Annotated in this window: 16 protein-coding genes; 3 read left to right on the top strand and 13 right to left on the bottom strand. The window is 47.6% G+C overall.

Annotation, left to right across the window (positions count from 1 at the left end; all coding sequences use genetic code 11):
* On the bottom strand, positions 1-614 hold a 614-nt coding region (locus K5677_RS01735; protein WP_296723956.1), incomplete at its 3' end, for an ABC transporter ATP-binding protein.
* Positions 615-825: 211 nt separating this feature from the next.
* On the opposite strand from K5677_RS01735, the gene K5677_RS01730 reads away from it, so the two are divergent.
* From K5677_RS01730 to K5677_RS01720, 3 genes are read left to right on the top strand one after another with little or no spacing between them, the layout of a single operon-like run.
* Complete coding sequence (locus K5677_RS01730; protein WP_296723954.1) at positions 826-1,773, top strand: ABC transporter ATP-binding protein; 948 nt, start codon at positions 826-828, stop codon at positions 1,771-1,773.
* A 2-nt stretch (positions 1,774-1,775) separates the two neighbouring features.
* Entirely contained in the window at positions 1,776-2,909 is a 1,134-nt protein-coding gene (locus K5677_RS01725; RefSeq protein WP_296723952.1) for an ABC transporter permease, read from the top strand.
* Complete coding sequence (locus K5677_RS01720; protein ID WP_296723950.1) at positions 2,896-4,080, top strand: ABC transporter permease; 1,185 nt, start codon at positions 2,896-2,898, stop codon at positions 4,078-4,080. Before K5677_RS01725 ends, K5677_RS01720 begins: the two co-directional genes overlap by 14 nt.
* Positions 4,081-4,168: 88 nt before the next feature.
* On the opposite strand, the gene K5677_RS01715 is transcribed toward K5677_RS01720, so the two are convergent.
* The 12 genes from K5677_RS01715 to K5677_RS01660 all read right to left on the bottom strand — a co-directional run bounded on the left by K5677_RS01715 (position 4,169) and on the right by K5677_RS01660 (position 14,180).
* Entirely contained in the window at positions 4,169-5,260 is a 1,092-nt protein-coding gene (locus tag K5677_RS01715) for an alpha/beta hydrolase (RefSeq protein WP_296723948.1), read from the bottom strand.
* Between the two features lie 155 nt (positions 5,261-5,415).
* Positions 5,416-6,111: an alpha/beta fold hydrolase gene (locus tag K5677_RS01710; protein ID WP_296723947.1), complete on the bottom strand. Its 696-nt coding sequence runs from the start codon at positions 6,109-6,111 to the stop codon at positions 5,416-5,418.
* Position 6,112: 1 nt separating this feature from the next.
* Positions 6,113-6,361: an acyl carrier protein gene (locus K5677_RS01705; RefSeq protein WP_296723945.1), complete on the bottom strand. Its 249-nt coding sequence runs from the start codon at positions 6,359-6,361 to the stop codon at positions 6,113-6,115.
* Positions 6,361-7,920, bottom strand: coding sequence for a class I adenylate-forming enzyme family protein (locus tag K5677_RS01700; protein WP_296723943.1), 1,560 nt, complete (start codon positions 7,918-7,920; stop codon positions 6,361-6,363). Before K5677_RS01700 ends, K5677_RS01705 begins: the two co-directional genes overlap by 1 nt.
* On the bottom strand, positions 7,920-9,044 hold the full coding sequence (locus K5677_RS01695) for an alpha/beta hydrolase (protein WP_296723940.1): 1,125 nt from the start codon (positions 9,042-9,044) through the stop codon (positions 7,920-7,922). The genes K5677_RS01700 and K5677_RS01695 overlap by 1 nt, the downstream gene beginning before the upstream one ends.
* A 29-nt stretch (positions 9,045-9,073) precedes the next feature.
* On the bottom strand, positions 9,074-9,430 hold the full coding sequence (locus tag K5677_RS01690; protein WP_296723938.1) for a phenylpyruvate tautomerase MIF-related protein: 357 nt from the start codon (positions 9,428-9,430) through the stop codon (positions 9,074-9,076).
* Between the two features lie 136 nt (positions 9,431-9,566).
* The gene (locus tag K5677_RS01685) at positions 9,567-10,778 is read right to left on the bottom strand and encodes a beta-ketoacyl-[acyl-carrier-protein] synthase family protein (protein WP_164174605.1); all 1,212 of its coding nucleotides are present in this window, start codon (positions 10,776-10,778) and stop codon (positions 9,567-9,569) included.
* 30 nt (positions 10,779-10,808) lie between these two features.
* Positions 10,809-11,930: a 3-hydroxyacyl-CoA dehydrogenase family protein gene (locus tag K5677_RS01680; protein ID WP_296723935.1), complete on the bottom strand. Its 1,122-nt coding sequence runs from the start codon at positions 11,928-11,930 to the stop codon at positions 10,809-10,811.
* A 2-nt stretch (positions 11,931-11,932) separates the two neighbouring features.
* Positions 11,933-12,634: an enoyl-CoA hydratase/isomerase family protein gene (locus K5677_RS01675; protein WP_296723932.1), complete on the bottom strand. Its 702-nt coding sequence runs from the start codon at positions 12,632-12,634 to the stop codon at positions 11,933-11,935.
* Positions 12,627-13,070 (bottom strand): hypothetical protein, encoded by a 444-nt coding sequence (locus K5677_RS01670; RefSeq protein ID WP_296723930.1) that lies wholly within the window; start codon positions 13,068-13,070, stop codon positions 12,627-12,629. The genes K5677_RS01675 and K5677_RS01670 overlap by 8 nt, the downstream gene beginning before the upstream one ends.
* A complete protein-coding gene (locus K5677_RS01665; protein WP_296723928.1) occupies positions 13,051-13,464 on the bottom strand; it encodes a thioesterase family protein in 414 nt (137 codons plus the stop codon). Before K5677_RS01665 ends, K5677_RS01670 begins: the two co-directional genes overlap by 20 nt.
* Positions 13,461-14,180 (bottom strand): enoyl-CoA hydratase/isomerase family protein, encoded by a 720-nt coding sequence (locus tag K5677_RS01660; protein ID WP_296723926.1) that lies wholly within the window; start codon positions 14,178-14,180, stop codon positions 13,461-13,463. The genes K5677_RS01665 and K5677_RS01660 overlap by 4 nt, the downstream gene beginning before the upstream one ends.
* Positions 14,181-14,182: the final 2 nt, after the last annotated feature.

The following is a 14,182-nucleotide window of genomic DNA, read 5'->3' as shown; positions in this document are numbered from 1 at the left end:
CCGTCATGGGTAATGAGTATCAGCGTCTGGTTGTACTTTTTAATAGAGCTTTTCAGTATTGATATGATCTCGCGGCTGTTTTTGCTGTCAAGGTTGCCTGTAGGCTCGTCAGCAAGTATTATCTGGGGCTTGTGTATGAGGGCACGGGCAAAGGCTACACGCTGCTGCTGACCGCCCGAGAGCTCGTGAGGATAGTTCTGACGCTTTTTGTCAAGTCCCGTAAGGCGCAGGAGCTCCTCTAAAAATTCCATATCAGGGGGAGTATTGTCAAGATTCAGTGGAAGAACGATATTCTCCTCAACATTGAGGACGGGGATAAGGTTATAAGCCTGGAATATAAAGCCTATATTCTTTCTGCGGTAGGCGGAAAGCCCCTTGTCGTCAAGCTTGGTGATGTCCTTGCCGCTGACGAATATACTGCCGCTGGTAGGTCGGTCAAGTGAGCCGAGGCAGTTGAGCAGAGTAGTCTTGCCGCTGCCGCTTTCACCTGTAATTGCGACGAATTCGCCCTTGCGGACTTCGAGGTCGATGTTGTTTACCGCCATGAGCTTGGTCTCGCCCTCGCCGTACTGCTTGCAGAGCTTTTCGGTTTTTATTAAAATGTTGTTTTCCATATAAAGGCCACCTTTCTCTTATGTTAAACCCATTATAAAACATCAATCTTACAGTAACATTACAATAATGGATTTTTTAGAGATGCCCTTATGACATTTGCAATATCTGAAATGTGACAAATGTCACATGAGAAACTGACGCAAGACACTACAAAAACATTCTCATGTATTGTATAATGATTACAGTGAAAACATAAGGGAGGAAAACACTATGAATACTGTTGTTAAAATAAAGGACCTCGTAAAGCGCTACGGCGACCTTATAGCTCTGGATCACTTTGACCTTGAAATTGAGCAGGGTGAGATATTCGGACTTCTCGGTCCTAACGGCTCGGGAAAGACTACTACCATAAACTGTCTGCTGTCGCTTCTTGCCTTTGACAAGGGCGATATAGAGATATTCGGAAAGAAGATGACTCCCGTCAGCTATGATATAAAAAAAGAGATAGGCGTCATCATGCAGAATGTGGCGGTATTTGATGAGCTTACTGTCTATGAGAATATTGATTATTTCTGCGGACTCTATATAAACGACAAGGAAAAGAGAAAGCAGTGCGTTGAAGAAGCAATTAAATTCGTAGGGCTGGAGGATTTCCGCAGATTCTATCCTAAGAAGCTGTCGGGGGGACTTCTCCGCAGACTTAATATCGCCTGCGGAATAGCACACAAGCCAAAGCTCATTATCCTCGATGAGCCTACTGTTGCTGTTGATCCGCAGAGCCGAAACCGTATCCTTGAGGGTATACAGGAGCTCAATAAAAACGGTACAACAGTCATATATACCTCTCACTACATGGAGGAGGTAGAGCAGATATGTACCCGTATCGCTATCATGGACAAGGGCAGAAAGGTGGCAGAGGGCACTAAGGACGAGCTTAAACGCATGATCAAGAATACAGAGACTATAACTATTGAGATACTGGAGCTTCCTGATAAGGTGTACAGCGGGATCTCAGGTCTGCCTCATGTTTACGATACAGAATACGCCAACGGAAAGCTTTCGGTGTACTGCTCGGGCGGCAAGCATAATCTCACGAGAGTTCTTGATGTATTGCAGAAAAACGAGTTGGGCTTCGGAAGAGTATACACGGAGCTCCCTACACTCAATGACGTGTTCCTTGAAATCACAGGTACTGCTCTCAGAGACAAGGAGGATTGACCATGTTCCTGCACATACTTAAATATGAGCTCAAAGGCGGTCTGCGCAGCAAGGACCTCATCATCTGGCTCATACTCTTTCCTATACTTCTGGGCACCGTCTTTAAGGTGGGCTTCGGAAGCATTTACGAAAAGACAGAGAAATTCAGCTCTATTCCTGTTGCTGTAGTGGAGGAGAGCGAAAATCCTGCCTTCAGACAGGTGCTTGAAAATATTCAGAGTGCTGACAAGCCGTTCCTCAAGGTCAGCTTTGTGGACAGGGAGATGGCTGAAAAGCTTCTTGACGACGGTGACGCAGAGGGAATAATTTTCTCGGGTGAAAAGCTGAAACTCACTGTCAAGGAGAAAGGTCTACGCGAGACCATGCTCAAATCCTTTGTTGAGCAGTACTCAGTCCGCGAAAAAATAGCTATGGACGCTATAAATACAGCTCCCGAAAAGGCTCAGGAGGTCATCTCGTCCCTTACCTCGGAAACTGTATCCTCATGTACTGAGATACCTGTTACACAGGGAAATCCCGATGTATATGCACAGTACTTCTACAACCTCATCGCTATGGTGGCTATGTTCGGCTGTATCACAGGAATGACAGTGACGGTGCGCAGACAGGCTGACCTTTCGGCACTTGGTGCAAGAAGCTGCTGTTCACCTGTACCGAAATCCATAAGTGTCCTTGCAAGTCTTGCAGGAAGCTTCGTACTTCAGACTGTTTGTATGCTGATATGTGTAACATTCCTTGTTTTCGTGTTAAAAATAGACTTCGGCGACAGACTGTGGCTGGTATATCCTACAGCGGTGCTGGGCGGAATACTCGGAGTATCCTTTGGCTTCTTTGTTGGTTCAGTTGCACGTGTAAGCGAAAAGGTAAAGACGGCTATCCTTATGACCACATCAATGCTGCTGTGCTTCCTGAGCGGACTTATGATGGGCAATATGAAGTCTATCGTAGCAGAAAAGGCACCGTGGTTCAACAATATCAATCCCGTTGCGGTAATCTCCGACAGTTTCTACTGTCTGAACATCTATGAGGACTATGACCGCTATCTCACAAAGCTCGTAACTATGTTCGTGATCACGGCGATATTCATTATTCTTGGTATTCTTTCGTCAAGGAGGAAAAAGTATGCAAGTATTTAAGGCTATGCTGAAGGTAATGAGAAAGAGACTGCCTTCTGCGATGATATATATTATCGTGTTCGTGGTCATCTCAATAATCGTTACCAATGCGTCCACAAAGGACAATAAATTCGAGGTCACAAAACTGGACATATGTGTTTTCGATGAGGACGATACTCCAGAGAGCCATGCTCTCATCGACTTCATAGGCAAAAGAAATGATATAGATGAAATAGAAAACGACAGGGACACTATTATAGATTCGCTTTACTATAAGCGTGTCAACTATGCTCTTATTATCAAAAAGGGCTATGCTGAGAGGCTTGCGGCAGGGGATACAGCCGACCTCTTCGGAAGCTATCATATTGATGAAAACTACTCTGTAGTATATATGGGGCAGTTCCTTGATGAGTACACAACGTCTGTAAAGGCTTATCTCACTATGGGAAGGACTCTTGATGAGGCTATAAGCTCCACAGAGGAAGCTCTCGCCCAGAATACAGAGGTGGATATGCTGAGAGTGGACAAGGGCGGCAGCTCACACTTCAGCGTTGACTTTGCAGGATATTTCCAGTATATGCCGTATATCCTCATTGCGGCTGTGTTCACCGTGGTTTGTCAGGTCCTTGTTACCATGAACAACAAGGACATTCGCTACCGCACAAACTGCTCATGCATCGCTCCCTCAAAGTACACATACCAGATGTTTATTGGAAGCGCAGTCTTTGTGCTGGCAGTATGGCTGCTGCTTATTATAATAGGTGCGATACTGAACGAGGAGATGTACACGGGCAGAGCATGGTATGCAGTGATTAACAGCTTCATATTCTCAGTAGTTGTAACAGCCATTTCAGTATTTATTTCAAGTTTTGAGCCGAAGGAAAATGTGCTTAATCTTATCACACAGGTGCTAAGTATCGGTATGAGCTTCCTATGCGGAATATTTATCCCAATGGAGGTGCTCAGCGACGGAGTTCTCTCTGTAGCGAGATTCCTTCCTGCTTACTGGTACGTCAAGGCTAATAACATGATAGCTGACATAGAGCCCTTCAATCAGAGCAGCGTGATACAGTGCTATCTGATAGAGGCTGGCTTTGCAGTAATGCTCATTCTCCTCACCATTCTTGTGAGAAAGGTGAAATACAGCGGTTCGGCTATTGTAACTACAGCTAAAAAGGCTGCTGTCAACTGAAATATAACAAAAGGGAACTTTATATGGCTGATACCTATATAAAGTTTGGCCCCTGAGCGTTTAGTAACGCTCAGGGGCATTGTGTTTTTCAGCTGTCTAATCCATCAATGAATTCTTTTATTATTTTGCTGCATTTTTCAGGCTTATCCAGAAAGATGACATGATCACCGGGCAGTTCGACTACTTTGCAGTTCCCGAGTTTTTCATAATAAGGTTCTGCCCATTCCGTGCACCTCTGTTCCGACATCCGCAATGCTTCTTCATAGATAGCATCCTCGCCTGCATCCTTCATTGAAGGATCAACATAGACATTTATCAGCGATTCAGCCGAGATACCGTCATTGATAAAGTCCTCTTTTGTGCGATAGGCGAGAGTTGCTTCAATGTAGCACTTCGGAATATCTGTCGGCTTCATTTTCTTCCATACATCATCACACTCCAGATCGATCTTGTCCATCTCATTGATTGATGCGGATGCGCCGAGAGTTTTGCTCATCAGGTAAATTGCCTGTTCCTCCTGCTCTTTAGACATCATTTTCAAGAATCTTCCGTAATCACTGCGTATGATAAACGGCGCAAATCCGAGTGTTTCAACGACAGGTATCAACTTTGCCGCAGCCCCGGCACCGAGTTGCTCTTCTTCGGGAATTTCAAAGCAGAATGTACCGTCTACAAATACGACACCCTCGATTTCATCAGGATAATTGCATTCCCAGTAGGTTGCGTACAATCCGCCCAGGGAATGTCCCATCAGCAGATAAGGGGCTTCTATGCCTGAATTCTTCAAAGCCGTCCTGTATTCCTCAACGACAGTTTCTGGCGTCATTTCCTGCCTGGTATCATCGCTTAATCCATAGCCTGCACGGTCAATGAAGACAAGACGGTTATCCTGTTCGATCTCTGCGGTCATCTGCCGCCAGCCGAGAAACATTTCTCCGTCGCCAAAGCCCGCCAGTGCAATGATGGTATGCTGACCATTTTCATTGCCGCAGGCATACACATTGAGAGAATGATCACCCACCGATACAGGATTGTAATATCCCGCTTCCTGCAGCTGCTTTTCGACCTTATTCAGTTTGATATGATAAACAATAGTTGTTGTCAGAAGCAATAGGACGATAAGCAGAAGCAGTATCAATAAGACCTTACCTGTTACACGTAATACTTTTTTTATTTTCATCTGCCTCACCTCAAAATCCGATTTATATTAGTACACATTATAGCATTCCGTTGCTGAAATGTCAATAGAAAAGCCATAGTACTTCTGACTACACATCAGAAATACTATGGCTCAAAACTTATGTATCAGTGCTGTTAACAAGCAGGTTATTTTTGTTATATATGCAGTTTTTCTTTTATGATACCGCAGACCTCTTCCTTATGCTGCTGATAGTAGAAATGATCGCCGCCGAAGGGATATACCTCGCATTTGCCGTCGGTAAATCTGCTCCAGCTGTTCATATCCACGCTCTGCATGAGAGGATCGTCCTTGCCGTATATCACTGTGATGTCACAGCCGAACATTACGTTCTCGGGAGAGGCTTTATAGCGCTCTGCCATGCGTACATCTGTGCAGAGTATGCGGTTGAGAGTGCGCATGAGCTCCTCGTCGGGAACAGGAGCGTTTGAGGAAAGGGAATTAGCTGTGAAAAACGATACTATCTCATCATCGGAAGCAGTGTCAGCATTTTCAAAGCAGTGTACTTCCTCGTCGGGGGGATTTTTTCCAGAAAGGAATATGTGACAGGGCTGTGGAAGTCCCTTTGCCTTAGTCTGTTTTACGAACTCGGTTACGAGTACAGTTCCCATGCTGTGACCGAAGAGGGCATAGTCGCCGCTGAGAAGCTCAGAATGTTTCTCTATGAGGTCGGCAATGCAGTCCTGTACATTATCGAGGAGAAGCTCTGCGGAGCGCGTAAAGCGTCCTGAGAGCTCCATAGGAACTACAGTCAGCTCCTTTGGCAGAAAGCGCTTGAAGGAGCTGTAGCTCTTTGCAGAGCCGCCTGCGTGTGGAAAAAAGAATAATACCATATTACTCGACAGGTGTGCCCTTTTCGTTGAGGAGGTCAAATATCTCGCCTACCTTGCTGATAGAAGCTACCAGCGAAAGGGGAATATTGAGCTTGAAGGTCTCTGTTATCTCAGAGCCGAGGCCGAAAAGTCCCAGTGAATCAAGGAAAAGGTCGTCGTAAACGTCTGTATCTCTTGTGATCTCGGAAGCGTCAACGCCTACGTAATCGGAAATTGCCTTTGTAAACTCGTCAAAATTAAGGTTATTCATTATTTATACTCCTTTTTTCTCAGATATTTGAACTGTATCTTGCCGATATCCTTTGGTATCTCCTCAACGGGAACTACCTTATCTGGCACCTTGTAGGCGGAGAGCTTTCCGTCAAAGTACTTTGCGATATCGCCTCTTGTTATTCTTGCGTCGCCCTTTGGCTGGATATAAGCAACTATCTGCTGACCGATAACGGGGTGGGGCTCGTCTGTTACAGCAGCAGCTGCGATCTGTGGGTGAGTAAGGAGGCAAGCCTCTACTTCCTCAGCGTGTACAAGGTTTCCGCCGCGCTTGATGATACGCTTGCTTCTTCCTGCGAAACGAACTATACCATTAGGGAGCTTGTTTACAAGGTCGCCTGTGCAGAACCAGCGGCGTCCCTGCTCGTCTGTGAGTATCTTCTCTGCTGAGAGCTCGGGATTGCCGAAGTAATCTGTGATAACGCCGTCTGTGTATACGCACAGCTCGCCTACCTCGCCCTCGGGAACATCATTGTGCTTCTCGTCGATAACGCGGACATCAGTGAAGCTGAGCTTCTTGAAGTCGCTCGGGTCAGTGCCGTTGTCGATAGCTGAGTCCCATACTACCATTGTACAGGTCTCTGATGAGCCGATAACATTGATAACGCGGATATGGAGCTTTTCAACGAAGATGTCAGCTATCTCTTTAGGGAGAACCTCGCCTGCAAAGTAGCAGATGCGGACGCTTGAAAGGTCGTACTTGTCAAAATCGGGAGTTGACAGAAGAACCTTTGCAAGTGTGGAAGTGAGCTGGATAACGTTTATCTTGTACTTCTGAACAGTTTCAAGGAATGTAACAGGATTGAACTGAGGCTGATACATAACTGTACCGCCCTTGAGCACCATCTGCTGTCCCATGCCGAAGCCGCCCTGATGATAGAGTGTCATACCAAGCATCATTACGTCATCAGCTCTGAATTCGAGATAGTCTCCCATATCTCTCTGTGTTGAGAGGAATCCGCCGGAAGGTACTGAGAGTATCTTAGGTGTGCCTGTGCTGCCTGATGTGCAGGCAAGTGACATTGTGTGGAGATACTCAGGCTCATATATATCGCAGTCCTTGCTGCCGTACTCAGCCATGAACTTGTCAGCGGAGATATAGCAGCTGTCCTGTGGGATAACGCTGTCGTCAGCGAAGCAAATAACCTTTCCGAGAGCTATCTGTGAAGGCACCAGCTCGCTTACAGCAGCGATGATGTTGTTGTTTCTGTACTTCTCGGTAATGAACATCACCTTAGATGTTGTAGCAGGGATAAGCTTTGAGAGCTCGAATGAGCCGCTCTGAGGATCCATAGGAACAGGCTGTGCGCCTATTCTTACTGCTGACCAGAATACAAGATACCACTCGATGCTGTTAGGCATACAAATGCCTACCTTATCGTTTGCGGCGATGCCTGTCTTTTTCATTGCAGAGCCGAGAACTGCGGTCTTTTCCATGAACTGTCCGTAAGTGAGTTCATTATCATCTATTCTCAGAAGCACCTTGTCAGGAGTTTCCTGAGCGTACCTGCTGTAATAATCAAAGAATTTTTCTGACATTATTTCTTCCCCCCAATAAGTCTTGCAGCAATGAAGTCTGCTGCGATGTGCTTTACCCAGTGATACTGCTCACCCACAGGCATTGCGTGCATGATAGTTTCCTCGGAAACGTATGCAGGCTTATCCTCGATATGGATACACTCCTTGTAGCCCTGAGCCTTGTCGAGAAGCTTCTGTGAAGCCTCGGGAGTCATCCAGTTGTCGTCGCTGCTGTATACCATAAGGAAGTCAGCCTTGTGTGTGCCCTCCTCAAGAGTTCTCATGCCCTCAAGGTAATCGTCTGAATACTGGTATGAGCTCCACTTGCCGCGCTTCATCCATACAGGAATGCTGCCCTGGTCTGCGAAGTTCATAAGGAGAGGGAAGAGGCTTACGCAAGCCTTTATCTTGGGGTTCTTTACAGTTGCGCGGAATGCATAGCCGCCGCCCATGCAAAGACCGAAGTTAGCCATATTCTTTTCGTCGAGCTTCTTGTGGTTCTTTACGAACTTGTATATTCCGTCAAATGCAGCCTCTATCTGCTTGCCGCCGCACTTGATGTTGTTGTAGATTATAGCAGCGCCTGCGCCGGGCATATCGGGAGTGATGACTGCGATGCCTCTTTCATTGAGGGGAGCAGCCAGCATTTCAAGCTCCTCCTTGCAGCTTCCGATGCCTGAGTATGTGATGACTACAGGGTAGTCTGTCTTTCTTCCTGAATCGGGGTAGTGGATATAAGCAGGTATCTTGCCTGCCTTTGTGTCTATCTCAACGTACTCTATCTTGTTTTTGCAGAGCTTTGCATAGTGTCTGTAGCTCTCAACGAGACCGTTGTATATCTCTGTCTTGTGTTCTACGTCCTCAATGTTTACCATGAAGCAGGCGTAGTGGCACTGTGCTATCATCTTTGCATATTCTCTTGCGGAGATCTTGTTTCCTGCTGCCTCAGCCTTGTCTCGGAGCTCGGTATAGCGGTCTATCTTAGAGTGCCATTCTTCAAGCCATACGTTCTGTATCTGCTTGCCGCTCTTTACTTTGATGTTGTCTATTTTTTTGAGTATTGATTCCAGATCGAAGGGGTCTGCTCCGTAAAGGAGTGAACGTGTTGCTACGGGGTTAAGCAGGTCTCTGATTGCCCATTTCATATTTATCTATATCCTTTCATGTTTATGTCTCAGCCTGTGTACTTCCACGCGCCCTCGCGGGTCATTTCCGTGAACTGCATATATATGCGGTAGGGATCGACCTGAGTGTGCTTCTGTATAAGACTCAGCATCCTGTCTGCAAGCTCTTTGAGGAAAGCAGCCTTGTTGTCGGCATACTCCTGTGGGAGAATGTATCTGAACTCTGCGAAGAAAACTGTATCCTCAGACTTGTTCATGTACATTGAGCAGTCGTCCAGCATCACCATTATTGCAGGCAGCGGTTTTTTGAGTATATCTGCCAGCTCTGTGGCTGCCTCATCGAGAAAAGCAGTCTTTGCGGCAGATGCGCTGAACCTGAAGTTTGTCTTCATCTGTGCTATTGGCATAATTATTTATCCTTTCAAAAAACGATCCGACGGGCTGTCGGGGACGCCAGCCCCTACAAGAGCTTTTTTATCCTGTAGGGGACGGCGTCTCGACGTCCCGAAATATCGTTATATATCATAGAACGCGAAAATGTTCTTACTTTTCATATCTTTTCAGTACAAGAGTTGCATTGTGTCCGCCGAAGCCGAATGAGTTGGAGATAGCAACGTCTACCTTGTGCTCCTGCGGCTTGTTGGGAACGTAGTTGAGGTCGAGCTCGGGGTCAGCCTCGTCATAGTGTAAAGTAGGAGGTACGATGCCTGTCTCGATAGCCTTGATACAAGCAATAGCTTCGAGAGCTCCGCCTGCGCCGAGAGTGTGACCGATAGAAGCCTTTACAGAGGATACCGGGATATCGTATGCTCTCTTGCCGAATACTTCCTTGACTGCCTTTGTCTCGTAGAGGTCGTTGAGACCTGTTGATGTGCCGTGTGCGTTGATGTAGTCAACGGAATCAGGGGAAAGTCCTGCGTTGTCAAGAGCAAGTCTCATGGACTCAGCCATGCCTACGCCGTCTGTCTTTGGAGCTGTAAGGTTGAATGCCTCGCCGCACATTGCAGCGCCTGCAAGCTCGCAGTATATCTTGGCGCCTCTTGCCTTTGCGCTCTCCTCGGATTCAAGAACGACTGTACCGCCGCCCTCGCCCATGATGAAGCCGTCGCGGTTCTTTGTGAAGGGGCGTGCAGCTGTTGCGGGATCGGGATTTACCGACATTGCAAGGAGCTGATTGAAGCCGCTGATAACAAGGTGGGTAACTGTGTTGGAGATACCGCCTGCGATGACCATGTCACAGAGTCCCGACTCGATGAACTGCTTGCCAAGTGTGATAGCGTACGCAGAAGAAGCGCAGGCTGTGCTCACGTTGAAGGAAGGGCCTGTGAAGCCGTACTTGATGGATACCAGAGCAGGCAGCTCGTTAGGCATCTTTTTCAGTGTGATGTTGAGGGGCTTGTCAAGCTCGTAATCCTCATATGAATTATCGATTACGCCGTAGATAACGCCGACTCTCTTGCCGTTGTAGGTGGTGATGTCCACTCCGCAGTCTGCGATAGCTTCACCTGCGGAAGCAAGTCCCATTCTTGTTACGGTAGTAGTAGCGTTGAGCTGACGCTTTTTCCAGTACTTTGAAGCTTCAGCCTCAAATGCGTCGTCAACCTCTGCGGCAACGGTAGTGTCGTGGTTGTCGAGGGGGATACGTGTGATAGTTCTCATACCGCACTTGCCCTCGATGAGTCCATTCCAGTAGTCCTCAGCGGTATAGCCTATTGATGTAACGGCACCAATGCCTGTGATAACAACTTTTTTCATTTATTCAACCTCATATCATTAATTATGGTTTTATGCGAATGTTTTGTCCCAGATGTCCTTATCCTTGCGGACGTATGAGCCGAAGCCCGTCTTTGCGCTGAGCCCGTCAAGTGCTGCGAAGAGCTTTTCAGCGCCGAATTTATCGTAGTAATATGCAGGAGTCTCGGCAAGTCCGAGGGTATCCTGTACAGCCTCAAGAAGTACAGCCTTGTCGCCGCTGTATTCGCTTGCGGCGTTTACTGTCTCGTTGAGGATAAGAGCAGCCATGTAAAGTGCAGCCTCGCCGCAGTCCTTGCCGCTTGTGCTCTCGCGCTCTGCCATAAAGTCAAGGAATGTCATTGTTTCCTTAGGGCAGCCCTCGCTGAGCCAGCCGTTCATTTTGTCACAGCCGAAGCCGAGAAGTCCCTTGTTCCTTTCGATACGGAAGTTATCGGGACTGCCTGCCATAAGTCCGAGACCTATGCTGTCAAGCACCTCAAATGGGGGGGCAACGGGGAAGAGCTCCTCCAGAGACTTGTTGAGCTCTGCGGCAGTAACGCCGAAGCTCTCGCGGAGATATATTGCATGAGATACCATGCAGGCAAGTATCTGGTTGAGGTAGATGTGGTATTCTCCTGAGAATACGATAGGCTTTTTGCCTGCGCTCTTTACCAGCTGTGCAGCCTTTTCCGCATTGCTCTGTGCTGTCTCGGGGAGGATATTGAGCTCCACGAAGCCTGTGAGCTTTACGGGGTAGAAGAAGTGAAGACCGAAGCAGCGCTCCTTGTGAGAAATATCAGCGAATACAGATGCGATATCCAGTGAAGATGTGTTTGTAAGGAGCATGCAGTCATCTGAAACAGCCTGTGCAGCCTTTGCAAAGAGCTCCTTTTTGGCAGCCATGTTTTCGAAAACTGCTTCTATAACGACATCACAGCCGCTGAGTGCTGAGGTATCGTCGGTAAAGAGGAATGAATCCTTCTTGAATTCGTATTGTTCCTCGGTGAGCTTCTTGCGTTTCAGGCTCTTGCCGAGAGTTTTGAGGAGTGCTGCGGTGTTTTCCTCAGCTCCAAAAAGGTCGATGACTACGAACTGTGCATCGGGGAGCTTGTCGAAGAAAAGGGAGAAGATGTCCTTTCCCATTTTTCCGTAGCCGACTATTCCTATTTTCATATTCACGCCTCCCTGTTCTTTAAGTAGGAGCTGATGTACTCCTTATATTCTGAAGGCACGAATTTTTCTGTGCTCTTTGATATATGTTCTATAAGCGATACAGCCTCGGGAACGCCCTGCTTCTTGTCTGCGAAGATGTCAGCCCAGCCGAGAGAATATGCCTCCTCGGCAGGAATGAGTTCGCCTGACATAACAAGCTGATAAGCGTTCTGAATGCCGCATATCTCAATAGTTCTTGCAACTCCGCCAAGTGCAGGAAGTATGCCGAATGTGGATTCGGGCTGACCTACTCTTGCGTTCTTCTCGATTATTCTGTAGTGGCTGTTTACGGCAATTTCGCTGCCTGAGCCGATACAGAAGCCCGTTACCACGCTTACAACGGGGAACGGCAGCTCTCTGAGGAATGTGAAGAAGTGCTTCTGCTTGATGTGTCCCTCGGGGAGAACTCCTGTAGAGTCATCGTATGATTCGTTTGCAGAGCGGTCTGAAAGTGCGTCAACATCAGCGCCGACGCTGAAATGTCTGCCTGCGCCCTTGATAATAAGTCCCTTGTATGTATTATTGGCAGCCTTTTCCTCTATTTCAGCCATTACAGCCTCATATTCCCTGAAAAAGTCTGCTGTCATAAGGTTGTTTCCGGGCATATTCATTGAGAGGACGAGGATACCGTCCTGTTCCTCAAGTATCATTCCATTCTCACTCATCTGAGCCACCTCCGTTCTTGTCAGCCATGAGGCGGTAGAAGGCTCTCGACTCGATTTCGAGCACCTTTTCGGCAGGAGCCTTTCGTGCTGCGATGAAGCAGGCGTTTATCTCCTGTATCTGTTTTTTTGTCTTATCCTTAAAGAGTTTTTCAACGAACTCGTCAGCCTCATCTGCCTTAATGCACATATCAGCTGCGGCTCTGAGCTCCTCTGAGGGCTCGTCCTCGGAAACTATTGCCGACATGAACTGTGCGTCAGCGAGAAAAGCTTTTACTGCGGATTTTTCGTTATCGTCCGCACCGAGTACTGTACTGCTGCCGGTATATATAAGCAGTAAGCAAGGCTCGCCGAGCTGCTCCTTATTGTCAAGAAGCTGATACAGCGAGCTTATCTGAGAGACCTTAGCGGTTATCTCGTTATTTGTTATCGTCATCATCGTCCCCCTCCAGACACTCTCTCACCTTTTCGGGAATATCGCATATCATGCGGTTTTTATCCACATAGGCGAGCTTGCCTGTCACTCTGCATGAAACAAGACCTGTATTCTTGTTTATTATGCTATGCTTGTAGCTCACGATGCCGCCCGAGCAGGTGACCTCAGTGTCTATCCTGACCTCGTCCAGCATTCTAAGCTCATGTATATAGCGCTGGGTGCTTTCCATTATAACAGGAAAGAGTCCTTCGTCCACAATAGTTGCCAGCAGCCCGTGTACCTTGAAGAAGTTCCACAGAGCGGTCTCTGCGTACTGTAGGTATACTGAGTTGTTGACGTGTCCGAAGGAATCCAGCTCATAGCCCCTTACTGTTAATTTGTAAGAGCTTCTTCTCATTTTTTGAACGCCTCCGTCAGAACAGCCTCAAACTTGCCCTTTGAGGGATCCTCTGCGCCCTCTGCTGCAAGGTTGAAGGTCTCGATGATCGCGTTGATCTGTGAGAGGCTCTTGCCGCTCAGCAGTTCCTTGACAAAGGAGACTGTCTCATCGAAGGAATTCTTGTTTTCACTGAGCTTGGTAACGAGACCGAGCTCTAAAGCGTCCTTAGCGCCTATCATCTCGCCGCAGAGTATCATGCGGAGAGCCTTTTCTTTGCCGAGGAGCCTGTAAAGGCGTTCCATGCCGCCCATGCCGGGAACTACGCCGTGCATTATCTCGGGAAGTCCCAGAAAAGCAGAGGGTGAAGCTACTCTGAACTGACAGCTCAGAGCAATTTCAAGTCCGCCGCCGAAGCAGCCGCCGTTGATAGCAGCAGCAGTTATTATAGGCAGCTTCTCGATAGTGCGGAGAAGCTCCCTTGCGTTTTCAAGCTTTGCAGAAAGCTCATCACTGTCTGTGGTGCCGAAGCGTGAAACGTCGGCGCCGTGGGAGAAATGTCTGCCCTTGCCTTTGATGATGAGAGCCTTTATCTGCGGATTTTTGTCAAGCCAGCCGAGAAGCTCCTTACGGTCGATGAATTCGGGCTCTGTAAGGAGATTTTTCGGACCGTTGTCTATAGTGAGAACGGCGATATCGTCCTCGGCGTGAAGCTCTGATAAAACAGACTGTAACATCG

Source organism: Ruminococcus sp., from assembly GCF_024684275.1.
The sequence above is the reverse complement of the archived record's forward strand: the minus strand, read 5'-3'. Positions and strand labels throughout refer to the sequence as shown.